At 44.6% G+C, this 23666-nt stretch carries 18 protein-coding genes, 3 pseudogenes and 1 CRISPR repeat array; of the genes and pseudogenes, 15 read left to right on the top strand and 6 right to left on the bottom strand.

What is annotated here, in order from left to right:
• Positions 1 to 16: 16 nt before the first annotated feature.
• Positions 17 to 217 (bottom strand): hypothetical protein, encoded by a 201-nt coding sequence (locus MBEAL2_RS29270; RefSeq protein ID WP_052947708.1) that lies wholly within the window; start codon positions 215 to 217, stop codon positions 17 to 19.
• Positions 218 to 261: 44 nt separating this feature from the next.
• The gene (locus tag MBEAL2_RS13290; RefSeq protein ID WP_052947707.1) at positions 262 to 1485 is read right to left on the bottom strand and encodes a recombinase family protein; all 1224 of its coding nucleotides are present in this window, start codon (positions 1483 to 1485) and stop codon (positions 262 to 264) included.
• A gap of 248 nt (positions 1486 to 1733) precedes the next feature.
• Between MBEAL2_RS13290 and MBEAL2_RS13285 the strand changes: the two genes are divergently transcribed.
• A complete protein-coding gene (locus MBEAL2_RS13285; RefSeq protein ID WP_047152772.1) occupies positions 1734 to 3326 on the top strand; it encodes an S-layer homology domain-containing protein in 1593 nt (530 codons plus the stop codon).
• Between the two features lie 129 nt (positions 3327 to 3455).
• Positions 3456 to 3602, top strand: a complete 147-nt coding sequence (locus MBEAL2_RS31790) for a hypothetical protein (RefSeq protein WP_161798212.1) — start codon at positions 3456 to 3458, stop codon at positions 3600 to 3602.
• Between the two features lie 174 nt (positions 3603 to 3776).
• On the opposite strand, the pseudogene MBEAL2_RS13280 reads toward MBEAL2_RS31790, so the two are convergent.
• Positions 3777 to 4661 (bottom strand): annotated as a pseudogene (locus MBEAL2_RS13280) (LysM peptidoglycan-binding domain-containing protein); the annotation flags it as partial.
• A 199-nt stretch (positions 4662 to 4860) separates the two neighbouring features.
• Here MBEAL2_RS13280 and MBEAL2_RS13275 point away from each other — a divergent pair.
• The gene (locus MBEAL2_RS13275) at positions 4861 to 5136 is read left to right on the top strand and encodes a hypothetical protein (protein ID WP_047152771.1); all 276 of its coding nucleotides are present in this window, start codon (positions 4861 to 4863) and stop codon (positions 5134 to 5136) included.
• A 56-nt stretch (positions 5137 to 5192) separates the two neighbouring features.
• Here the strand turns inward: MBEAL2_RS13275 and MBEAL2_RS13270 are convergent, their stop codons facing one another.
• Positions 5193 to 5852 carry a DNA-3-methyladenine glycosylase gene (locus tag MBEAL2_RS13270; protein ID WP_047152770.1) on the bottom strand — a complete coding sequence of 220 codons (660 nt, stop codon included), beginning with the start codon at positions 5850 to 5852 and terminating at the stop codon, positions 5193 to 5195.
• Positions 5853 to 6005: 153 nt separating this feature from the next.
• Between MBEAL2_RS13270 and MBEAL2_RS13265 the strand changes: the two genes are divergently transcribed.
• From MBEAL2_RS13265 to MBEAL2_RS13240, 6 genes and pseudogenes are all read left to right on the top strand, one after another.
• Positions 6006 to 6200, top strand: a complete 195-nt coding sequence (locus MBEAL2_RS13265) for a hypothetical protein (RefSeq protein WP_047152769.1) — start codon at positions 6006 to 6008, stop codon at positions 6198 to 6200.
• Between the two features lie 160 nt (positions 6201 to 6360).
• Positions 6361 to 7620, top strand: a complete 1260-nt coding sequence (locus tag MBEAL2_RS13260; protein WP_047152768.1) for an MFS transporter — start codon at positions 6361 to 6363, stop codon at positions 7618 to 7620.
• 116 nt (positions 7621 to 7736) lie between these two features.
• The gene (locus MBEAL2_RS13255) at positions 7737 to 8435 is read left to right on the top strand and encodes a PAS domain-containing protein (RefSeq protein ID WP_047152767.1); all 699 of its coding nucleotides are present in this window, start codon (positions 7737 to 7739) and stop codon (positions 8433 to 8435) included.
• A 26-nt stretch (positions 8436 to 8461) separates the two neighbouring features.
• Complete coding sequence (locus MBEAL2_RS13250; protein WP_052947705.1) at positions 8462 to 9823, top strand: PAS domain-containing sensor histidine kinase; 1362 nt, start codon at positions 8462 to 8464, stop codon at positions 9821 to 9823.
• A gap of 251 nt (positions 9824 to 10074) precedes the next feature.
• Positions 10075 to 11245, top strand: a pseudogene (locus MBEAL2_RS13245) (conserved virulence factor C family protein).
• Positions 11246 to 11420: 175 nt separating this feature from the next.
• Positions 11421 to 12416: a ketoacyl-ACP synthase III gene (locus tag MBEAL2_RS13240; RefSeq protein WP_047152766.1), complete on the top strand. Its 996-nt coding sequence runs from the start codon at positions 11421 to 11423 to the stop codon at positions 12414 to 12416.
• A gap of 127 nt (positions 12417 to 12543) precedes the next feature.
• Here MBEAL2_RS13240 and pdxR read toward each other — a convergent pair whose 3' ends face one another.
• Positions 12544 to 14058 (bottom strand): MocR-like pyridoxine biosynthesis transcription factor PdxR, encoded by a 1515-nt coding sequence (gene pdxR / locus MBEAL2_RS13235; protein ID WP_047152765.1) that lies wholly within the window; start codon positions 14056 to 14058, stop codon positions 12544 to 12546.
• A 434-nt stretch (positions 14059 to 14492) separates the two neighbouring features.
• On the opposite strand from pdxR, the gene MBEAL2_RS31785 reads away from it, so the two are divergent.
• Genes MBEAL2_RS31785 through MBEAL2_RS13230 form a run of 3 tightly spaced genes read left to right on the top strand, consistent with a single transcriptional unit; the run spans position 14493 to position 15675 of the window.
• Positions 14493 to 14633: a hypothetical protein gene (locus MBEAL2_RS31785; RefSeq protein ID WP_161798211.1), complete on the top strand. Its 141-nt coding sequence runs from the start codon at positions 14493 to 14495 to the stop codon at positions 14631 to 14633.
• A 32-nt stretch (positions 14634 to 14665) separates the two neighbouring features.
• Positions 14666 to 14797: a hypothetical protein gene (locus MBEAL2_RS33625; protein WP_269082475.1), complete on the top strand. Its 132-nt coding sequence runs from the start codon at positions 14666 to 14668 to the stop codon at positions 14795 to 14797.
• Positions 14788 to 15675, top strand: a complete 888-nt coding sequence (locus MBEAL2_RS13230; RefSeq protein ID WP_047152764.1) for an NAD(P)-dependent oxidoreductase — start codon at positions 14788 to 14790, stop codon at positions 15673 to 15675. The genes MBEAL2_RS33625 and MBEAL2_RS13230 overlap by 10 nt, the downstream gene beginning before the upstream one ends.
• A gap of 58 nt (positions 15676 to 15733) precedes the next feature.
• Here MBEAL2_RS13230 and pdxK read toward each other — a convergent pair whose 3' ends face one another.
• Complete coding sequence (gene pdxK / locus MBEAL2_RS13225) at positions 15734 to 16573, bottom strand: pyridoxine/pyridoxal/pyridoxamine kinase (RefSeq protein WP_047152763.1); 840 nt, start codon at positions 16571 to 16573, stop codon at positions 15734 to 15736.
• 248 nt (positions 16574 to 16821) lie between these two features.
• Between pdxK and MBEAL2_RS13220 the strand changes: the two genes are divergently transcribed.
• The 3 genes and pseudogenes from MBEAL2_RS13220 (at position 16822) to MBEAL2_RS13210 (ending at position 23543) form a co-directional block, all read left to right on the top strand.
• A complete protein-coding gene (locus tag MBEAL2_RS13220) occupies positions 16822 to 17685 on the top strand; it encodes a DUF72 domain-containing protein (protein ID WP_047152762.1) in 864 nt (287 codons plus the stop codon).
• A gap of 203 nt (positions 17686 to 17888) precedes the next feature.
• A pseudogene (locus MBEAL2_RS13215) lies at positions 17889 to 19246 on the top strand (IS4 family transposase).
• A 523-nt stretch (positions 19247 to 19769) separates the two neighbouring features.
• Positions 19770 to 21963: a CRISPR direct-repeat array (repeat unit 29 nt; unit sequence GTTTTATCTGAACGTAGTGGGATATAAAG).
• A gap of 662 nt (positions 21964 to 22625) precedes the next feature.
• On the top strand, positions 22626 to 23543 hold the full coding sequence (locus tag MBEAL2_RS13210; RefSeq protein ID WP_047152761.1) for a COX15/CtaA family protein: 918 nt from the start codon (positions 22626 to 22628) through the stop codon (positions 23541 to 23543).
• The last annotated feature ends 123 nt before the right edge of the window (positions 23544 to 23666 follow it).

Here is a 23666-nt window from a genome sequence, read left to right as displayed (position 1 = left end):
GATACGCACTCTTTCATTAGTGAAATTCAAGTTCACGCACAATAATTTCTTTTCTTACTCTATTTTTTCTCTGTTCGTCAGGTAAATCGACAACCATTTTTTTTACTAGAATATAGACCATCTGCTTTTTTTCTTCTATACTCGCCTGATGCCAGATTTTTCTTGTCTCCAGCAGGGTGCGAAAGAGATCCTCCCCGGATAAAGCCTCGCCTTTCAAAGCGTTCCTTTGTGCATTTTCCCTGGCATCTTTCTCCTGCCCGCTCAGTTCAGCCAGCCGTTCCCGCAGTTCTTCAAGCTCAATAACCCTTCGGCAAATGCCAGCTGAAAACGCATGCGCTTTTTCTGTATTTTTTCGAGTTCCCTTGCCGGGGAAGGGTGTTCGCCTGGATTCTCTCTTTTTCCTTTCTTCCGAACCGCCTTCGCAATATCGCTGTACATGTGGATAATCCGGGCAAGCTCTCCAACAAACGCTTCTTCTACCAGCCGATCCGTAAGGGAAGGGGCATCGCACGTTTTCAACCGGGCGTTACTGCAAATGTAACGCTGAAGCCGGTATTCGCTCTCTTTTTTCGTCATGGTATGGCCGGTCATCGCTCCGCCGCAGCGGTTGCAGCGCAGGAGCCCGGAAAAAATGTAGACAGATGCCAGCTGGCGCGGGTGTTTGCCGCTTCTGCGTTCCATAGCTTGCCGGGCAAGCTCAAACGTCTCCTTGTCAACGATAGCAGGGTACACGTTTTCAATAACAATCCACTGCTCCGGCTCATTTACTTTTCCATTCGCGGCATCGCGGTAGTTCCAGCGCAGAGCACCGTAATAGCATGGATTCTTTAAAATGCTATGAATGGTCGCACGCGTGAACCCAGCACCTTTCTTAGAACGGTAACCGAGCCGGTTGCACTCGATCGCAATTTTGTTCATGCCAGCGCCATTTATGTAACGATCGAAAATATGGCGGACAACAGTTTCTTCTTCCCTATTAATTACGAGCATTTGATTTTCGAGGTTATAGCCGAAGGGGGGAGGGGCACCGGGCCGCTGTTTCTGATACACCATTTGTTCCATACCGAAGCGTACCCGTTCAGCAAGGTTTTCCCGCTCCCACTGGGCAAGCGCAGCCACCAGCGTTAGAAATAAGCGGCCAATTGCACTCGTCGTATCGTACACTTCAGTAGCTGACTTAAATTTCACATTGTATCTTTCAAACTCATCCAGCAATTGGTAGAGATCCACAACCGAACGAGTCAGGCGGTCCAGGCGGTAAACAAGCACAACGTCAACTTTCCCGCTGCGAACAGCCTCCATCATGCGCCTGAGTTCGGGCCGGTTCATATCTTTTGCTGAAAAGCCTTCTTCAAGATAATAGTCATAAATGCTCCAATCCTGGGAGCGGACAAACTGTTTTAGCCTTTCTTTCTGCGCTGGGATGGAGTAGCCTTCTTTCGCCTGTTCATCGGTAGAGACTCGAATATAGATAGCCGCCCTCATCTTATACCAGCCTCCTGTTTCTACTACCTGGGGACCAGAGAAATAACATTATATTTCTATTCATTCTCCTCGCTATATACAACTGGAAAAAATAAGAGTATGGACAAAGATCTATCAACTATGTTTTCCTATAGTTACTTTGTGGTATTACCGCAGTAGAAATGTGGAGCAGATTTACATACTAATTTCCCCTCTGGAAAGGGGTTCTTTTTGCTCCGCTATTTTAGGAAAACAAGGAGGAAAACTACATGAAAAAAGAAAATAAGAATCGTTTCATCAAAGGATTGGCAACGACAACGGCGCTCTCTATGATTCTTGCATCCGCTCCTGTATTTGCCGAAACAACAACGGGTACAGCAGGTTCTACTTCGAGCACTGCCGGAACGACGGCTGCTACCGGTACAACCGGAACAGATTCCTTCCGGGATATTGATACAGCCGGACCTTGGGCAAAAGAAGCAATCACGCAGGCCAGCGCTCAGGGATTGATGAACGGGGATACCCATGGAAACTTCAATCCGCTTGATACAATTACCCGCGAACAAATGGCTGCAGCCCTTGTAAAAATTATGCGTCTCAACGAAACAAAAGGAAGCACCTCATCCTACAGTGACGTGCCTGCCGGCTGGAGCCGTGACGCTATCGAAGCGGTAACCATGGCTGGTTATATGCACGGTGTAGGCAAGGATGTTGCAGGTAAAAACAAATTTAATCCAACAGCTAACATTACACGCGAAGAATTAGCCGGAATTATCACAAATGTATTAAGCATTGAATTAAAAGGCAAAGGTGATAAAATCCAGGCAGCAGATAAAAACACTGTTAGTGACTGGGCGAGGCCTGCTGTCCAGGCTGTAATGGAGAAAGGACTTCTTAATGGGGATGGAACAAACTTCTTCCCGAAAAAGACAGCCCAGCGCCAGGAAATTGCAGCGATGGCGCTCAGAATTAACAGCAGCCTCAGCACGCCAACACTCAAAGCCGATGATATTACCGTTACAAACAATCCAACAACTCCGGATACCGTTGCTGTGAAAAACTTAAGAGCCGGTGATACCGTTAAAGTGTACAGCGCTCTAACAGGCGGAAATCAACTTGGGTCCGCTACCGCTACTAATAATGGTACGGCAACAGTTAACATACCTCAATTAGGCGAAACAACAGGCAACGTATATGTAACAGTAACCTACGCGGGCAGAAAAGAAAGCACACCGCGCATCGAAAAAGCATACACAGCAGAACAGCCGCTGACAACAACAGCTGCACCGTCCGCCAGCAATATTACTGTAACAAACAACGCTACGACATCCGATACGATTACGGTTACAGGACTCAAAGCAGACGACATTGTAAAAGTATATGACGCGGCAAAAGACGGAAAACTGCTTGGTGAAATCGCCAAAGCCCAGCCTGACGGCTCCGGTAGCTATTCAGCGACGGTTACAGTAGAGCAGTTGAGCAATACATTAGGCGGCACGATTTATGTGACAGTAACGAGTGCCGGCAGTGCAGAAAGTACACGCGTTGCAAAAGGATATCCTGCAGAACCTACAGCTTCAAATGCACCTGCCGTTGGGGATATTTCCATCACAAACAATGACGCAACAACGGCCGATACAATCACAGTAAACAACCTGGCATCCGGTGATGTAGTTAAAGTATATGATGCGGCTGCAGGTGGAAATTTGCTGGGATCGGCTACCGCTACTGCACCTGCCGGATCAACCAGCTACTCAGCAACAGTGAATGTAGGCCAGTTAAGCACAGTTTCCAACCGTGTCTTTGTTACAGTAACAAGCAATAGCAGAGTAGAAAGCACCCGCGTAGAAAAAACATACTAAAATAACGTGAATCAAAAAATAAAGAGCTAACCCCATTATTTGTGGTTAGCTCTTTTTATTATATCAACAAAATGATAGGGCAGTCCGCATGATTTCTTCCCATACGCTATAACGAGGGAGGAGGATGTGATGAAAGATAAGACGCCTATTACTAAAATGCCGAGTGATGAGGCAATGCGGCGGTATTTTGAATTTATTATTAACGCCGGTATCCCGGAACGAGTCGCTCAAAACGAACAAGGGGAAGAACAAGCGAATGGGCAGGATGGCGATTGAGCTTTCTTCTGCGGAGCCATATTGCTGGAAGTATGTAAAAAGCGGCTACGTATCAAACATAGCCTGAAAAGAAAATCTCAACCGAAACCAAATTATAGCATTATTGCTTATTGATGACAAGCCTTATGAAGCAACGGGAAGCGAATATTGTCCATAGTCTGGCTTCTTTTTTATGCTTACTGTAAATAATGGCCCCCCGCTGTAGCCCCACTCATACGTCATAATAACTACAAAATCCACAATCGCGCCAATCGCAGCGTAATCGTGCGCCTCATACCATTTCCCTTTCTGCGTGGCACTCGTTTTTGGAGCCAACGCCGCTGACATCAGGAAACCGGCATCGCTGATTCGGCTTTTCGCTCTGCGAAGGAAACGCGCATAAGCTTCCCGATCCTCAGGGCGCAGGAACTCCATATCGAAGTGGATATCGCGGAAATTCAATCGCCGCGCCGTTGCCATAATGGTATCCAGCAACTGATTCTGAATCTGCTGATCATTGAGCACAATCCGTCCCAGTTCCGCGCTGAACTGTCCTTCTTCCAAATTCGTGACAACCATCATGAGTGTTACATTATTTCTTCTCGCAATATCAGGCAAATTCCCCAATGGCGGCTCTTTTAATGAACCGTCCCTTTGAATTTGAAAACTGAACGGAGCCAAATAGGTAAGATAAGGCGCGGCTTCTCTCGCGGAGCTTTCTAACGCCGGGCTTACCTGGGTGCCCCTTGGTTCGATGTACGCGTTCACTTCCGTCCTCCGCTTTGGAGCCGGCGGAATGTAAAGCCGCGTTCCGACAGCGAGGGCTGCGGTTGGTGAAATCCGGTTCACCCGTGCAATGGTCTGGTAGGGAATACCATACATCTGACCGATTGAGTACAAACTTTCACCAGGCTGGACCCAGTGAAAACGGCCTGCGATAGGAATGACCAGTGTCTGCCCAACAACCAGATTGGCCGGGTCGGGCGGCTCGTTCGTACGGATAATCGCTTCTACCGTTGTATCGTATGCGGCAGCGATTCCCCCTAACGTTTGCCCCCTTTGTACGACGTGTATTTGCATGTGTGCCTCCTTATAGAAAATAAATTTACTCTAACAGCCTATGAAACGAAGAGGGAATAGGTACGTATGTTTAAAATCATTTGCCCGGGTCATTTTGTGTGAGAATTGTTTAAAAATTCCTGTTAAAAAACGGGAAGCTGCTTCATATGTTAAATGAAAAGGGCTGATTTTCACTATGAGGCGGAGGGGGTAACGGATTATGTGTTTAAATACAGAAGATCAAATTTTACTGGAGATTTATGATGATTATGAGCGGGGCATTCCGAATTTACGACGCATTTACCACAGGTACAGTCGTGCCGGAAAAGCAAAGACGCTGTATTCATTCGTTGTTCGTTTAGAGAAAGAAGGGCTGCTCGATGCCACAGCGGGAGCGATTGTGTATGAATACAAGGACTTAGTGGCCGATGAGATTAAAGTGAACCGATACGGCATCGATCGTGCAAGGGGATTACTTGCATTACGAGGCGAATAAAGTTTTAAACGATCGTTTAAAACTTAACGCTTATGATGCAAAAAGGCCAGAAAAGCTTACAAGCGCTCCTGGCCCCTCTTTGGTTTTACCGCATTGATTTTTTTCACAAACGGATTCCCCGCAATGTAGAATCGCCACGGGTAATGAATGGCTTCTTCCGCATAATGAATGTTTATGCGCGGTCCCGCTTCAATCTGAAACGCCTCTTCGTTCGCGGTGCCCGGAGAGAAATCGGATGTAATAAACAGTTCATCGCCGCATAAATCCATTCCATTATGCTTCCGGTCAATCGCAAGCCCGCGGCATATTTTACCCGGCCCATTCAATAAATTGATGTATTCACGACGGCTTACCGGCCCGGTCTTTCCGTAGCGCGCTTCCACGATTTGTTCGATGCCATCTGTCGGTTCCAGGGCGCGGAGCAACACAGCCTCCGGTTTGCCTTCCGCGTTCGTCACGACATTCACACAGTGATACATTCCGTATATAAAGTACACATAGACATGTCCGGGCGGTCCGTACATCGCTTCATTGCGCTCGGTTCGCCGTCCGTTATATGTATGGGATGCTTTATCCTCAGGTCCGATATACGCCTCCACTTCCACGATTTTTCCGCCCCGTTCCACGCCGTCAATGACATGGACGAGCCGCTTGCCTAACAGTTCGCGCGCCACCGTTAGCGTATCGCGGTTATAAAATTCTCTTGTAAGCTTCAATTGCGTCGGCTCCTTCGTTTCGATATGGTTATCTTATTCATACCACTTCCTTGCTAAACGTATTCCTATCATGGTAATCCTGCTATTTTCTGTTTTTTCCTTTAAATGAAAGGGTAGTAAGTACATAAGCTATTTTATTAGGAGGGATGAAGAATGAAAGAGAACAACAAGATAGATGAACTCCTGCAAGCAAAAAAGGAAGCCGAAAAAAGAAACGAGCAGTTTACGAACTACGCAAAGAATGTTCAGGAACATACCGAGAGCAGCGGCACCGATGAGATAGAAACAAATAGCAGGCTGGCAGATCAGCAAAACAGGCTAAAAGATAAAGAGAATTTAAGAAAATAAAAAATACACGCGTAACGGCAAAAGCCACTTCTTTATATGAGAGATAAAGAAGTGGTTTTTTATGTTTGACAAAAGTCAAACGCCGATATAAAGTGTCTATGTAGAAAACAAACACATAGACATGTTGTCCAATGTGTAAGGGAAACAGGGAGTGAAAAAGATGTCAGCAGCACCGCCTGCAAAAGCAAGTTTTTTTCGCAACAGATTCGTTCAAGCGATTATGTTGTCAGGGATCCTTCTGCAAATCGGGATCTGGGTTCGTAATTTTGCGATTCTTTTATTTGTCATGGACAAAACGAACAATGATCCATTTTCTGTTTCATTAATCTCGGTTGTCGAATTCGCCCCCATCTTTCTGTTTTCATTTATCGGCGGAACGTTTGCCGATAGATGGCGTCCGAAACAAACGATGGTGTGGTGCGATGTATTAAGTGCGCTTTCCGTATTTGCCGTGCTTTTAACCTTAATTTATGGCACGTGGGAGGCTGTTTTCTTTGTTACCCTTGTTTCGGCCATTCTTTCGCAGTTTTCCCAGCCTTCAGCTATGAAGCTTTTTAAAATCCACGTTCCAGCCGAGCAGCTGCAGATGGGAATGGCGATGTTTCAAACCTTGATGGCTATTTTTATGATTATTGGCCCGATTATCGGCACCTTCGTTTATCAAACGTTTGGCATTTACACTGCCATTGGCGTAATGGGCGTCTCTTTTCTTCTTTCAGCCGCTGTTCTTGTCTTTCTGCCTGCGGATCGCAAGGCGGAAGAAGAGAATGGAGAAACAGGCCTCTGGCAGGAGATGAAAGACGGTTTCAGCTATGTGCTTTCGAAAACAGTATTAAAATCGCTTGGGGGCGCCTTCGTTTTCGCCGGTCTTGCAGTAGGGATTATTCAGCCGCTTGGTGTTTTCATCGTGATGGAGCGGCTCGGGCTGCCGAAAGAGAGCGTACAGTGGCTGCTGATGATTAACGGAGCGGCCATGCTTATCGGCGGAGGACTTGTAATGGGAGTAGCGAAGAAAGTCGCCCCACAGAAGCTGGTTGCTGCCGGGTTTCTTGTCAGCGCCATTTCGATTATCGCGGTTGGTTTATCAACCAACCTGCCATTAACATTGACGGTGCAGTTTTTCAACGGCCTTTTCTTCCCCTGCATTCATATCGGGATTAGCACCATGATTTTGCAAGCGACAGAAGAGGCGTTTGTCGGCCGGGTAAACGGGGTGTTAAACCCGCTGTTTATGGGGATGATGGTACTCACCATGAGCCTTGCCGGCTGGCTGAAAGCACAATTTTCACTCGTTGTCGTCTATGAGGCGGCAGGCGTTCTTTTCCTGATTGGTATGGTGATTATCCTGCCGCTCTTTAAAATCAACCTTACACCTAAAGAAGAGCAGGGAGCAGCCGAACTAAACGAGGGAGCGCAATAAATCGAGCCCCCAACCAAATAGAAAGATATCAACCCGCTATATTAGTATGGCGGGTTTTTCTTATAAATGTTACGATTTGATTGTTATTATTACTTAATTAGCCATGAGGTGGTTCCATGAAGCATCAAACAGAGAGAAGTCATCCTGAAATAAAATGGAGCTCTTCGAAACTTCCGTTTCTGTTTGCTTTTTTTTCGTCAATTTATGTTCTCCTATCTGACAACTATTTGGCTTCCGCTTTTAAATATCCAACAGTTGTGTTATACGCGAATATAGGAAAAGCGATTATCTTTATTATCCTGTCAGCGTTCCTGCTCGATTTCGTTATCCGGCGGGACCGGAAACAAATTATAGATTCTCAACGGCAGCTACAGGAGAATGAAAGGGCTCTCCATACGTTAATTAACAGTTTGCCGGATGCAATCTATTTAAAGGATGGGGAAGGGCGGTGGATGCAGGCCAACCAGGCAGCCCTACAATTCTTCGGAATCAAAGATTTCTCCTATCGCGGGAAAAATGACGCTGAATTATATAAAGAAAACGGAACAGGTGATAGTTTATCTATTTGTCACGTCTCGGATGAATACGCCTGGAGCACAGGGAAAGTATTCCGGCATGAAGAATCCTTCGAAAAAGAGGACGGGTCCGTCTGCACGTATGATGTAATCAAAACCCCAGTTTTCGATTCAAAGGGAAATCCTAAATTCCTTGCGGTTACGGCACGCAATATTACAGAGCGAAAGAAAATTGAAACAGAACTCATGAAAAGCAAACAGAGGTACCAGGGACTTTATAACGCCATATCCGGGGGGTAGTTCTGCAGGATAGCGATGGCACCGTCGTGCACGCGAACGACGTGGCATGCAAAATTATGGGGATTTCTGAGCATGAGATTGTCGGTCCTTCTTCCCTGGAAATGGAATGGGAGTTCGTTAATGAGGACGGATCTCCGCTTCCCTGGGAAGAGCAGTCCTTTATGCTCACACTGCAGACAGGCAAGCCTGTCCGAAATAAAGTGATCGGTATACAGCATGACAGCTTGCCGGCACGCCGCTGGGTACTCGGTAACTCCGAGCCTGTTTTCGATTTGAATGGGGAAAAACTGACTCAGGTTGTTTCCACTTTTGTCGACATTACCCAGCTCAAGCAAACAGAAGAATGTTTGAGGGAAAGCGAAGAAAGGTACCGGCTGCTGGTTGAACATTTTCCTGATATGATTGCCGCCGGGCATGACGGATTTTGCTCCTATATGAATAGAGGTGGTGCAAGACTCCTGGGTTCCGATGATGCATCCGGTTTTATTGGAGAGGATATTTTCCGTTACATCCCAAAAGAAGAACATAAATTAATACTAGATATGATTGACAGCGTTCAAAATAAAGGGGGTATCATTAAACCAATTGAACACAAAATGGTGAAAATTAACGGGGATACAGTAGATGTTGAAACGACGGTCATGCCCATTCATTACAATGGAAAACCAGCGACGATGAACGTTACGCGGGAAATAACAGAAAGAAAAAGAACAGAGGAAGCCCTCCGCAAAGCCGATACGCTTTCCATCGCTGGAAAGCTGGCAGCCGGCGTGGCGCATGAAGTACGCAATCCGCTGACTGTTCTTAAAGGATTTCTCCAGCTGTATAAAGAGAAAGAAAAGGATGGAGCGGCTTATTTGGATATTATGTTATCCGAGGTGGACCGCATTGAATTCATTATTACTGAATTTTTAATGCTGGCAAAACCGCATTTGATTACATTTAAACAGAATTCCATTCAGGAAATTGTCCAGCGCACAATTACATTATTTGAAACGCAGGCGATTATGGAGAGGGTAGAAATTGTCTCCCATTTTGCTTCGGATTTGCCTCTCATCGAATGCGAGGAAAATCAATTAAAGCAAGTGTTTATTAATATTTTGAAAAACGCTTTAGAGTCGATGAAGGAGGGTGGAAGAATCCTCGTCGAAGTAGAAAAACCGGATGCAAGCAGCGTCCTCATACGCTTTACGGATGAGGGGTGCGGCATACCGGAAGAGAAACTGGTGAAACTGGGGGAACCTTTCTATACAACGAAGGAAAAAGGAACGGGACTTGGTTTGATGGTCAGCTACAACATTATTAAAAATCACAAGGGAAAAATAAATGTGAAAAGCAAAATGGAGAAGGGAACATGCTTCGAGGTTATTCTGCCGGTTGTAAATTAATAAAAAAAGCAAACGATAATCGCGCACCGTGTTTACATAATTATAATTATGTAAACACGGTGCGCTTTATTGTATATTATGAAACAACCGCATCTATAAAGTGTTAACTAATGGTCACGACTAGTTATTACTATAAACAAATATGTTATAGTTATATTCGAAAAAGAAACGGCAAGACTTCACTCCCCCTCGTTGTGTTAGCGGGGAATAGAAGATGGATAAACTGCATAATAGGAAAGGAGACAGTACTCATGAAAATTGTTTCAATTGAACCTACACCAAGCCCAAATTCAATGAAGCTGAATTTGGATGAGAGCCTTCCGGCTGGTGTAAGCAGAAATTATACAAAAGAGAATGTGGAAAACGCTCCGGACTACATAAAAAAAAATGCTGGAAGTGCCCGGGGTAAAAGGGGTTTTTCATGTTGTGGATTTCATAGCCGTAGAACGCATTGCCAGCGTTGACTGGCAAAGCATTCTTTCAAAGGTGCGCGAAATTTTTGGTAATGCATCCTCTGCCTCTCATTCCTTGAATGAGGAAACAGAAAACACAGCGCAGCCCGCTTTAGATACGTTTGGCGAGGTTCAGGTCCAGGTGCAGATGTTCCGAGGAATTCCAATGCAAATTAAACTCCTGGCCGGGGAGCAGCAGGTACGTGTCGGCCTCCCGGAACGATTTGCTAAGGCGGCCCTTCAAGCACAAGCTTCTTCTTCCAACCTTGTCATGGAGCGAAAATGGGAGGAGCGGGGCGTCCGCTATGGGGAGATGAGTGAAATCGGGAAGCAAGTGGCAGATGAGCTTGCTGCGGCTTACGACCAGGAGCGGCTCGACACGCTGGTTAAGCAGGCGTTTGAGGTGAACGAAAACGGAAAACCCCCGGTTAAGAAAAGCCTCTCATCAGAAGAAATAGCCGCCATGTTTCAAGAGCCTGACTGGGAAACACGGTATGCGGCACTTGAACAAATGAATCCCACGAAAGCGGATATCAAACTTCTCGGCAGGGCGCTGGAGGATCCGAAAACATCGATTCGCCGGCTGGCCGTCGTGTACCTGGGGATGATTGAAGGAAAAGAAGTATTACCGTACCTGTTCAAAGCGCTGCGTGATAAATCGGCTGTTGTGCGGCGGACGGCGGGCGATACGCTGTCTGATCTCGGCGACACGGATGCTATGGGCCCGATGATGGAGGCGCTAAGGGACAAAAACAAGCTCGTTCGCTGGCGTGCCGCCCGTTTTCTTTATGAAGTGGGGGATGAAACGGCAATCCCGGCCCTGCGCGCAGCACAGGATGACCCGGAATTTGAGGTTAGCCTGCAGATTCGCCTTGCGCTCGAACGGATTGAAGGCGGGGAAGAGGCAGCCGGGACGGTATGGCAGCAAATGACCCGCAGCCGTACGAAAGAAGGAGACTCTGAGCAATAAATACAATAATAAGAGAGAAGCAGCCTGTCCCGCCAGCCGGGACGGGTTGCTTTTTTATATACTAATATTTCAACACAAAAAATAGCTGAATAAAATTCATCTCGCTTAAATTTAGTACCTGGTATTAGTAGTTAGTGATATAATGAGGATACTATTTAATTGTGGAGGGATTTAGATGCAAAGTACTTTATCTAAAGCAAGAATCACAGCCCTCGGAACTTATGTTCCTGAGCGTGTCCTGACGAATTTTGATTTAGAAAAAATGGTGGATACGAATGATGAATGGATTTTTAGCCGAACCGGCATTAGAGAAAGACGTATAGCTGGCCCTGAGGAATTCACGACAGATTTGTGCGTAGCAGCCGTTGAAAATTTAATAAAACGATATGGGAAGCCCATACAAGACGTGGATTTAGTTCTCGTCGCAACAACAACATCAGATTATGCTTTCCCAAGTACAGCCAGCCAAATTCAAGCAAGACTGGGGTTGGAGAATGCCGGTGCACTCGATTTAAACGCAACATGCGCTGGTTTTGTGTACGGGTTACACATGGCAAATGGTTTAATCACTTCGGGCTTGCACAAAAAGATACTCGTTATCGGTGCCGAAACGTTATCGAAGGTTACAGATTACAGCGACCGGGCTACCTGTATCTTATTTGGAGACGGAGCCGGTGCTGTGCTTGTTGAGTATGATGAAGAAAACCCAAGTTTCTTATCTTCCTACATGACCTCAAAAGGTGAAGGCGGGGTTCATTTATACCGGACAGGATTATCTAAACAAATGAATAAACAGGAGCTGCAAAACCCTGGCTTTATGGTGCAAAACGGACGGGAAGTCTACAAGTGGGCCGTCACGACTGTTCCTCTAGGAATGAAACGGCTAATGGAAAACAGTGATTTTACATTAGAAGAGGTTGACTGGTTTGTGCCCCATAGCGCAAATCTTAGAATGATTGAATCCATATGTGAAAAGAGCGGGTTTCCTCTCGAAAAAACGTTATGGAGCCTGGAGCACTTTGGCAATACATCATCCGCTACCATTCCTTTAGCCTTAGAGAAGGGACTTAGAGAAGGCAAGCTGAAGTCAGGAGACAAAGTAATGCTCTATGGATTTGGCGGGGGGCTTGTTCAAGCAGGGTTATTAATGAACTGGACTCTGGCAGGATAACGATAAAGAAAAAGCCTTGTTTTGCGACAAGGCTTTTTCTGCTGGATAAGAAAGGAGTATATGTTGCTTTAAAGTAGTCTTCCTCACGGAAGGGAAAGGCAAGTGGAATGAACTTCCTTTTTTCTTGTTAAAGGTTACGCATAGAGGAGCCTGGAAAATAAGAACGGGAATGCAAAGCAGACGCAAGCAGTTTACAAAGCGTTTTAATTCCGCGCTCCAATTCGTCTTTGGGCACATGCGAAAAGCTAATCCGAAGGTGATGGTACTCCGGCTCAGCAGGATAACAGGTAGAGCCGGGCAGAAACGTAACGCCATGGCGCTGTCCCTCCATCAGCAGCATATCCGTATTCATCCATGGCGGCAGGGTTAGCCATATATTGAAACCGCCGTTTGGTACGATCCAGCGTACACCGGACGGAGCATTCTTCCTTAGTAGATCGATCGCCATATCTCTTCGCTCACGCAGCACTAAATTAAGTTTGCTTTTATGCTTGGTGAAGCGGCCAGACTTAAAAAACGACAGGACGGCTTTCTGCATTAGAATCGGACTGCCGGGATCGGCAATCGCTTTTGTGCCGGCGAGGCGGCTTAAAAACGTACCCGAAGCAAGTATCGCAGTCATTTTGCAAGCGGAAGGAAGCATTTCACTAAAGTCTTTCAAATAAATAACACGCCCGTCTTCATCACTATTTTTTAGCGCAGGGAAAGAGGAATCACCCAAATAATTATTTCCCAGCGTATCATCTTCAACTGTTATACTGTTATAATCACAAGCGATACGCAGCAATTGAGCCCTGCGTTCGGAACTCATGGTGACCCCGGTTGGATTATGGCAGGAGGGCATTGTGTAAATGACTTTTGGGGGGCGTGTATGGCAGAATGATGCCAGTACATCCACCCGCATTCCATCTTCATCTACCGGAATTGGGATAATCACAGCTCCTCTGGCGCGAAAAATATCGATCGCACCTGCATATGTAGGAGATTCCATGGCCACAACGTCTCCCGGACCGACAAAAGTGCGGGCAACAAGGTCGATCGCCTGCTGAATTCCGCTTGTAATAAGCACCTCCCCGGAAGAAACTGCTGGCTTCTTTTCTTCCTCAAGAAGATAGTCAGCAATGACGTCCCGCAGTTCCTCATCCCCCTGGATTCCGCCGCTCTCTGCCAATATCGCGGGCTCTCTGCGGATAAGTTCCTGAATTCCTTTTGCAAGTTCCTCTACAGGCAGGAGGGTCTGATCGATAGCGGAAACAGACAGGCCGACGCCATGAAGAGGAAGGGAGGACCGGTGCTGATGCTGGCGCCAAAATGCAGTCCCTGGTACATAATCAACAACGGACTGCTGCCATTCGGTTGCACCGTCTGTTTCTGATTCAGGAAACTCTTGCTCCTCTATGAACACCTCTTCCTTTACATACGTTCCTTTCCCTTGGATCCGCGTAATAAGACCTTCTTTTTCTAACAATTCATACGCCTGAACAGCGGTTACAAAGCTGACGCTTGCCATATCAGAAAGCTTTCGGACAGAAGGAAGTTTGCTTCCTTTAGTAATGGCACCTGAGCGAATTTGTGCGGCGATAGCCTGGCTAACCTGTTCGGCAAGGGGGATGCCGGAATTTCTTTCTATATCAATATCCATAACAGTTCTCCTTGGTGTTATAAATGATATTTTATGTTTATGTGTTATTAACCACTGTTATAAAATCCATGTGTACTGTTATTATAAAAGAGATAACAGTTGGGAGTTCAATAACACCATTGTATCACCCATTCCGGCGTATCATAACACTAATTCCTTTTGTTATTCCTTTTGATTTTTAAAATTACGTATAGTTCTTCTTCCTGTTAGGAAAATGGATAGGCTGGGGAGGGGAGCCGCTGAAATGGAATTCTCTTTCATCCACACTGGTTAACGTTGGATATTTTGGGCTCGCTGTTATACAATTTGCAGTAGGAGAAAAAGCCGTCCCATATGCTGCCGCGGTTGCACTCGCTTTTAATCTGTACATGGCTGTGTTCGGTTTTTCCCAGACGGGCACAAGTAAAAATGTGAGGGAGTGCTAGCGTTTACTTGTGGGGAATCCTTACCAGTATGCCATCCTCGTAAGCCTGTTCTGGAAATGGGCGGGTATTCAGATGCCTGAGATGATTAATGGTTTTATCGATTTGGCCGTAAAAACCAGGCTGCCCATTACGCTTTTTGGATTTATGTAATTACTGTCCGTTACATAAGGAGTGCCTGGTCAATGGAGTCGATGGAATTATTGCAAACTTTACAATCTTTCGGCTTAACCCAGTACGAAGCAAAGACGTTTTTGAAGCAGCAAAGACAAAGCACAAGAAACAAGCAAAAAGGAGAGTGGACACGATGGCGTTAACAAAGGATAACACAACAATCGGTTTTATCGGTACAGGGGTTATGGGCAAAAGCATGGCAGGGCATCTGTTGAAGGCCGGCTATCCGGTTCTTGTGTATAACCGCACAAAATCAAGGGCAGAAGAACTTATCCAGCAGGGGGCGCAGTGGAAGGATACGGTAGCCGAGCTGGCGGCAGAGGCAAACATAATTATCACAATGGTCGGCTATCCAAAAGATGTTGAAGAAGTCTACTTAGGGGAAAGCGGCATTCTGCCGCACGCCAAACAAGGTACATATGTTATTGATATGACGACGTCAACACCTTCACTCGCGCGCACGATTTATGAAGAGGCGAAGGGAAGAGGAATGCATTCACTTGACGCACCGGTTTCCGGCGGGGATATTGGAGCGCGGGAAGCAAGGTTGGCTATTATGGTCGGCGGAGATCAGGAAGTGTTTGATGTGCTGCTGCCTATCTTTAACCTAATAGGGCAAAACATTATCCTTCAGGGAGGCGCAGGAGCCGGACAACATACGAAGATGTGCAATCAAATTGCAATTGCTTCCAATATGATTGGTGTTTGCGAAGCGATGGTATACGCGAAAAGAGCAGGCCTTGATCCGGAGCGCGTTCTAAAGAGCATCGCAACCGGGGCCGCCGGCAGCTTCTCGCTGAGCAACCTGGCGCCGCGCATGATTTCAGGCGACTTCGAACCCGGATTTTATATTAAGCATTTTATAAAGGATATGGGTATCGCTCTCGGTGCGGCAAAGGAAATGGGCTTGATGACGCCAGGCCTTGAGCTGGCCAAATCATTATACGAGGAACTGGCGGATAAAGGGGAAGAAAATAGCGGGACACAGGCTCTGTACAAATTAATCGATCAGCAGTTATAAGAAGTATGAAAAAGCAGCCGATGTCACATCCGGCTGCTTTTATGGTTCATTGTATTAATTATGCCTGGCTCGTGCTGGGAGCTTTTCCGGCACCGGAGTTTCGGTATGCCGCATGGTTTGTAGGACCAACATACTCGTTTAACGGGAAGGAATGGCGAATCGCTTCCGTAATAAACGCCTTGGCCGTTTGGATGGCTTCTTTTACCGGCTTGCCTTTGGCTAGCTCGGCGGTAATGGCCGCCGAATATGTGCAGCCTGCACCGTGTGTGTACGTTGTGCTGATTCTTTCGGACTCGAGAATATCGAATGTTTCCCCATCATACAGCAAGTCGATCGCTTTTTCGTGCTCCAGCTTTCCGCCGCCCTTAATGAGCACATATTTTGCTCCAAGGGAATGGATTTTTACCGCAGCTTCCTTCATTTGTTCTACTGTTTTGATAGGGGGCAATCCGCTAAGCTGCGATGCTTCAAACAGATTCGGTGTGACAACGAGCGCTTTTGGAACGAGCACATCGCGCAGGCTTTCATTCGTTTCCGGGTGAAGGGCTTCGTCGGCGCCTTTGCAAACCATAACCGGATCGATTACAACGTTTTTCAAGCCGTGCGCTTCGATTTTGCGAGCTGTAAGTTCAATAATTTCGATCGAACCGAGCATGCCTGTTTTTAAAGCGTCAACACCAATGCCGGTGATTATTGTTTCCAGTGATGCTTCTACTGTTTCGATGGGCTGGGGAAACACGTTGTGTGCCCAGTTGTTGTGCGGGTCCATCGCAACGATCGTTGTAATAGCGGTCATTCCATACACACCAAGCTCCTGGAATGTTTTCAGGTCAGCCTGCAGGCCGGCGCCGCCGCTGCTGTCGGAACCTGCGATTGTTAATGCTTTATAGATAGCCATAATGATGTCCTCCTTGCAACCGTATGAAATCTGATAAAACAACTTTCTATCAATTATAGCAATCCTAGCAGAGTACAATTAAAATCACAAGATACCGCTTGTTCCAAAAAAGCTTCTTTCGGGAACATTTAAATAACACTTGTGTAGTTTCAAAAAAGCAATATTGTGAAAGAATAGAGAGCGAGCTTAAATGATTATCTGCCTTCTAACCTAGTAAAATAATAGAAATGTATTGTGAGGGACAAGCGATGATTAAAATCGGGCTTACTGGCTGGGGTGATCATGACTTGTATCGATTACCTAACAGTGCAAAAAATAAACTGCAAACTTATAGCAAATACTTCTCAATCGTAGAGGTTGATAGCAACTTCTATGCGATTCCATCAGCTAAAACTTTTTCTAAGTGGGTTAGTGACACCCCAAATGACTTTGGATTTGTTGTGAAAGCGTTTCAGGCAATGACGGGGCACGATAGAGGAACAAATCCCTATGAAGACACCAAGAGCATGTTCGAACGTTTTATAGAGGCAATTAAGCCGGCGATGGATGCGGGGAAATTGAAGGCCGTGCTTTTTCAATATCCACCATGGTTTGATTGTACTAGCAAGAATGTAGGCATTCTCCGCTATACGAAGGAAAAAATGAAGGGGATTCCCTGTGCGCTTGAGTTTAGAAATCAGACCTGGTTTTCCCCGGCGATGCGGGATAACACGCTTGCTTTTATGCAGCGGGAGGGATGGATACACAGTATTGTGGACGAACCTCAGGTAGGGGTGGGTTCAGCACCTACCGTTCTGGAACCAACTCATACGGATATGACGATTGTTCGGCTTCATGGACGCAATGCTGCCGGATGGAACAAATCTAAACAGGCAAATTGGCGGGAAGTTCGGTATCTCTATAAGTATAATCAAAATGAATTGAAAGAGTGGGCTGTCCATCTTAACGATTTGTTAAAAAAATCAAAGGAAGTATGTGTAGTGTTTAATAATAATTCCGGTGGGGATGCATTGCCGAATGCAATAGAGCTAATGAAGATTTTAGGGATTGAAACGAAGATTACAGCGCCGGTAGAGGTGGAACAGTTAAACCTTTTTGATTTAATGGAATAAGTTACTTGCTAAGTAATGTTAATGACTCAACTTTCGCAGAGCGATAAGCCATGGGGATCTTTACTGTATAAGGCCTGATAGCCATTCAGAAACATAGATGGACAACATCGCTGAAAAGTGCGCTGAAAATAGAAAAACACCGCTCCGTTTGGTAAAGTAATTGTGCTGAGCAATCACTACCACACGGAAGAGGTGTCCTCCATATGATAGAACAAAAACAACAGAAAAATCAACTTCCTAAAGAAATTCAGTCCGCTTTTACGCAGCTAAAAGTGCTACAACACTTGAAAACCGTAAGTTTTAAAAAGCGATTTGGCTTTTCTCCCTCCTATCTATTTCAACTTGTCTTTGTGCTCTTGTTTCATCATAAGAACTGGTTTCGGATGCTGGAAAGTCACCGGGGAGAATCCCTCCCTGGCAAAGATGTAGTCTATCGATTTTTGAACCATGCCGGATATCCATGGCGCCGTTTTCTGACTTTGTTAAGTACCACTGCGGTCGAGAAGGTTCGCCCTTTAACTTCAACCCGGTGCGTAACGGCTTTCATAGTCGATGATTCGATGTTTGAACGGAATCGAAGCACAAGGCGGTCGAACTGCTTGTGCGGTTCAAAGATCATGCGACAGGCTGTTATTACAGGGGATATCGGATGCTCACACTCGGTTGGTCAGACGGTCATACCTTCATTCTTGTGGATTTCTCTTTGCTTAGCTCCCTCAAATCGCAAATCAATGGCATCACCGAAGGGATGGATAAGCGGACATCCGGCTATAAGCGGCGAATCGAAGCCTTGCGGCCCGCCCCACATTTGATCCCTGAGATGCTGGATCGTGCGAGGGATGCAGGCGTGACGGCTTCCTATGTACTCATGGACAGTTGGTTTACGCATGCTCCCCTCGTGAAGGAAGTCGTCGGAAGAGGACTCCATGCCATCGGCATGGTCAAAGCGGACAATAAACATTATCAGGTAGGAGTGCAACGTTTGTCATTGCAGGAACTTTACTACGCTGCAACGCCGATGAAAAGAAAAAACAAAGGCGTTTTACGTTCTATCCGCACTGAATTAGCAGGCATTCCCATTACCATGGTCTTTGTACGTCACCGGTCGAAGAAAAAGGAATGGCTGGCCATTTTGTGTACCGATCTGTCCTTAACGGAAGAAGAAATCATTCAAACCTACGGGATCCGCTGGGATATCGAGGTCTTTTTCAAATGTACGAAATCCTTGTTGCGTCTGCAAAAAGAGTTCCAAGGCCGTTCTTATGACCTGCTGATTAGTCATACGACCATTGTGTTTTCTCGCTATATTGTATTGGTCTGGCAGCATCGGCAAAGTACGTACGAACGTTCGCTGGGCGGTTTATTTCTTGCGCTTTGCGATGAAGTTAGCGAACTGGATTGGGCGATTGCATTACATCAACTCTTCGAGTTGATCACGGATATTGCGAAAAAAACCAGCAAGAAAATCTCAACATTCATTCAAAATCAACTCCAGCGATGGATTTCTGGTTTGCCCAGCTACATCAAGGCTTACCTGCCGAATGTATACTGCGAAAGTTGAGTTAATGATAACCAATAGAAAACGAGGGTGAAATAAAGACCTTTTCTATAAATCGTAAAGGAAGATGAAGAGAGAAAGCAGCCGATCAGTTACGAAGAATGGCTGCTTTGTTATGTCGGATAATCCAGCGGGATACAAAAGGAAAGATATTTAAAATCCGTGTGCAGATTAAACGTCAATACATAAGGGATTTTTCACATCCACAGAACATTACCTTTTCTCACTATAACGTTTAAGGAAGGAGAGACAGGCGATAGGGAGATTAATGCTGTTTCATCATAGAACAGGGTAGCTTCTCCAGCTGTAAAAAAGGAATCCTCCTGTTTATTTCAATAGAGGAATGATTTGATTTTGCAGTGCATCCGAAAAGGGAAAGCAACAAGTGAAATACTTGATATTACTGGCTCAAAATGTGTTTTTGAAAACAAATTTGAAAAGTAACGTCCGACGTGCTGCAACCAATCGGAATCAATGATAGACTAAATACAGGTATATCAAGGGTTTTCTCTGTTAAAATATAGGGGTTTTATCTGAACGTAGTGGGATATAAAGGAAGTTCAGCCGCTATGGAAACTAATGACCTGGCGAGTTTTATCTGAACGTAGTGGGATATAAAGTTGGTATACTGTTTCCCTCCACGAGATAAAGGTTTGGTTTTATCTGAACGTAGTGGGATATAAAGACGTCTGAAGAACTTTCCATCCGATTCATCTGTTCAGTTTTATCTGAACGTAGTGGGATATAAAGGAACGTTACGGTCATGAGTTTATCGAGTTGAGGAAAAGTTTTATCTGAACGTAGTGGGATATAAAGTTGGAAAGAGGATGAGGATTGACCTGTTTCTCCCTAAGTTTTATCTGAACGTAGTGGGATATAAAGACAGAAAATCTCATTGTCATTGACCGGACGCAGGAAGTTTTATCTGAACGTAGTGGGATATAAAGTACAAAAAAGAAACCTTACCGATGCAGCAGCAGAATTGTTTTATCTGAACGTAGTGGGATATAAAGGTTTACATCCGGCTTGCAATGCGAATTTAATCGGCGTTTTATCTGAACGTAGTGGGATATAAAGGGATACTTGATTTTCAGCCTATTTATAAACTCGTTGTAGTTTTATCTGAACGTAGTGGGATATAAAGTTAATTGAACCGGGTCAACATTGTCCGGAACAAATATGTTTTATCTGAACGTAGTGGGATATAAAGAAAGGATGAGAACAAGCAGATCTAATGCATAAAAATTAGTTTTATCTGAACGTAGTGGGATATAAAGTAGAACATTGGTGTTCTTTTCTAACTTCAAAGTAAGCGTTTTATCTGAACGTAGTGGGATATAAAGAAATATGTTCGTGGAGCTATTGAACAATCCATGAGTGGTTTTATCTGAACGTAGTGGGATATAAAGTTGTTAACATTTCGGCTGACCGCGCTCCAAAAGTCTCAGTTTTATCTGAACGTAGTGGGATATAAAGATGCTCCATTCCTTGCAGCTAGGTTATCCTTCGGAAGTTTTATCTGAACGTAGTGGGATATAAAGGAAAGACCACCCAAACCCCTCGAAACGCAATGCTGAGGTTTTATCTGAACGTAGTGGGATATAAAGGTAATAACAAGGCTTTCCCCCTCACCGATCGAAAGTTAGTTTTATCTGAACGTAGTGGGATATAAAGTTGTAAGAAGCCGGGAGTTTAGATTCTAATTCATAAAGTTTTATCTGAACGTAGTGGGATATAAAGTTTGTTTTATGTTCCTGGATAGAGTCATCTATATTCTCGTTTTATCTGAACGTAGTGGGATATAAAGTTATTTCACGTTCGTCATTATCTTCTACAACAGCTTTGTTTTATCTGAACGTAGTGGGATATAAAGGCATGCCGAAGGATGTGGCAAAGCTCGTGGTAGAAGTTTTATCTGAACGTAGTGGGATATAAAGAGACAGCGATTCGATCAAGGCAAAAACAGGAAACAAGTTTTATCTGAACGTAGTGGGATATAAAGTATTAAATCGTTAAATAATGTTTTGCATCCTTGCGTTTTATCTGAACGTAGTGGGATATAAAGGTAGGGCTTCACTTCTGCTGTCTCGTAATCCTCTCCCGTTTTATCTGAACGTAGTGGGATATAAAGTAATAAGGTTCATGATAATATTCCGGATTGTTAATCAGTTTTATCTGAACGTAGTGGGATATAAAGTCGTCTGCGTTAGGGACAGCTCATACGTATCCTATCAAGTTTTATCTGAACGTAGTGGGATATAAAGTATAAACATGATTCGTTATATCTTTGTTGCATCGTGTTTTATCTGAACGTAGTGGGATATAAAGGTACATTTCCTGGCGCAAGCTTTCTATTGTTATTTCCGTTTTATCTGAACGTAGTGGGATATAAAGTGAATCGTTTGCCAAAAAGGCAACGTGAACTTATAGAGTTTTATCTGAACGTAGTGGGATATAAAGATCCACAAACCAGGACATAGCGATTCTATCCCCGTGTTTTATCTGAACGTAGTGGGATATAAAGTTCAATCTCATAGTCACAGGAACATATTGGCGAACAAGTTTTATCTGAACGTAGTGGGACATAAAGTAAATTTGTTCGTTTTGTTAATCATGTTCAATATTCGTTTTATCTGAACATAGTGGGATATAAAGACTGCAAAAAGTGTGCGTATTATACATTCTGTTATGGTTTTATCTGAACGTAGCGGGATACAAAGAGATATGAAGCGCCAGCCATTCCAACGCTGCTGTTGGGATTTTATCTGAATCTAGTGGAGTACTAGGTATAAAAAAGTAAAACTTAATTCGTAAATCAGGTAGGCTTGTTCCTACATAGTTAAATATGAGCGTCTTTTTTATATGCCATGCTTATACTAATTGATAAAGACTGCTTAAAACCGATGCAAGCGCGAAGAACAAAAATAGCGGAAAACCGGATAAAATCAAAACTTATAAATAACCAACTGGTTAATAAGTGGGTATTTTTTACAATTAGTCCATACTACAATAAAGATGTGGATATGAAAAATCATCTCCACATTTAATTATGCCGATAAAATTGGGCGGAATTACACATAATGTTTATATCAGTGAGTTGTATCAATCTTGCCCCTAGATGTTATACCTACAAGGCAGCTTAATGAGCACGATTTAATGAGCACGATTTAATGTGCATGATATTTTAGTCATCAATTATTCGAAATTAAACCGTTTTTATCATAGAAAACAAGTTTATACTTGAAATATAAATGCCATGTTGCATAAACATAGCCAGGGAACAGGGGAGAGCACTGCGACTAAACCATTTTACAGGCTTCTATTGTTGAAGAAATATATAGAAAAGAACGAGAGAGACAATATATTGGAGGAGAAATCGACTATGGAACGGTCATTAAAATTATTTGCTGTTTTTACTGCAGTATTAATGTTCATCCTTATGATCGCTGGCGCGCTCGTAACAAACACCGGGTCGGCGCAAGGATGTGGAAACGACTGGCCTTTATGTAACGGAAAGTTCATTCCCACCTATACTCTGGAAACACTAATCGAATACACGCACCGGCTTATCACCGGAGCGGCAGGGATTATCGTGTTCATTTTTGCGATATGGACGTGGAGGCGCTACCGAGGAAACAGCGAGGTTAGGAGCTTAGCCATTATCAGTATCCTATTTATTATCGTTGAATCCCTTCTTGGAGCCTCGGCTGTTATTTGGCCGCAGTCACCTCCTGCGCTGGCTTTGCATTTCGGTTTTTCCCTGCTGGCTTTTACAGGCGTCTTTTTACTTTCCATTTTTGTTTTGCAGCGGGATAAATCTGCTGCTATGATTGGTCAGTCAGTATCCAGGGGATTTCGTTTCTTCGCCTGGATTACGGTAATTTATACGTACATGGTTATTTATCTTGGTGCCTATGTGCGGCACTCCGGTGCAAGTCTGGCTTATCCGGCATGGCCACTGCTCGGAAACGGTACCTGGTTTCCGGAGCTGCCTGCGCTTGCTGCCATTCAACTGGCGCACCGATTCGCAGCCTTCCTTCTCTTTTTTATGATTGTTGGAATGGCAGTGTACAGTTTCCGTCACTATAGGCGGCGTCGGCGTGACCTCTACGGAGCCAGCATGATTGCCCTGTTACTGGTTATCGCCCAGATTTTCAGCGGTATTTATGTTATTGTAGCTAAATTGAGTGTTTATGGAACGCTTCTCCATTCAGCTATTATTACGGGTTTATTTGGAATACTGTGTTATTTGTGTTTGCAAACTTTGAAGCCCTTTAAAAATTCAGGGAAGCAAGTGTAAATAAAATAAGAAGAAAAGGTTGATTTAGTACCAATCAGAAAAAGCTGGAACCGGTTATGTAATGATAAGAAATAGCATGCGAATCTTGAATGGATTCGCATGCTATTTTTTTTATGACAAAGA

Source organism: Aneurinibacillus tyrosinisolvens, from assembly GCF_001015055.1.
GTDB lineage: Bacteria > Bacillota > Bacilli > Aneurinibacillales > Aneurinibacillaceae > Aneurinibacillus_A > Aneurinibacillus_A tyrosinisolvens.
The sequence above is the reverse complement of the archived record's forward strand: the minus strand, read 5'-3'. Positions and strand labels throughout refer to the sequence as shown.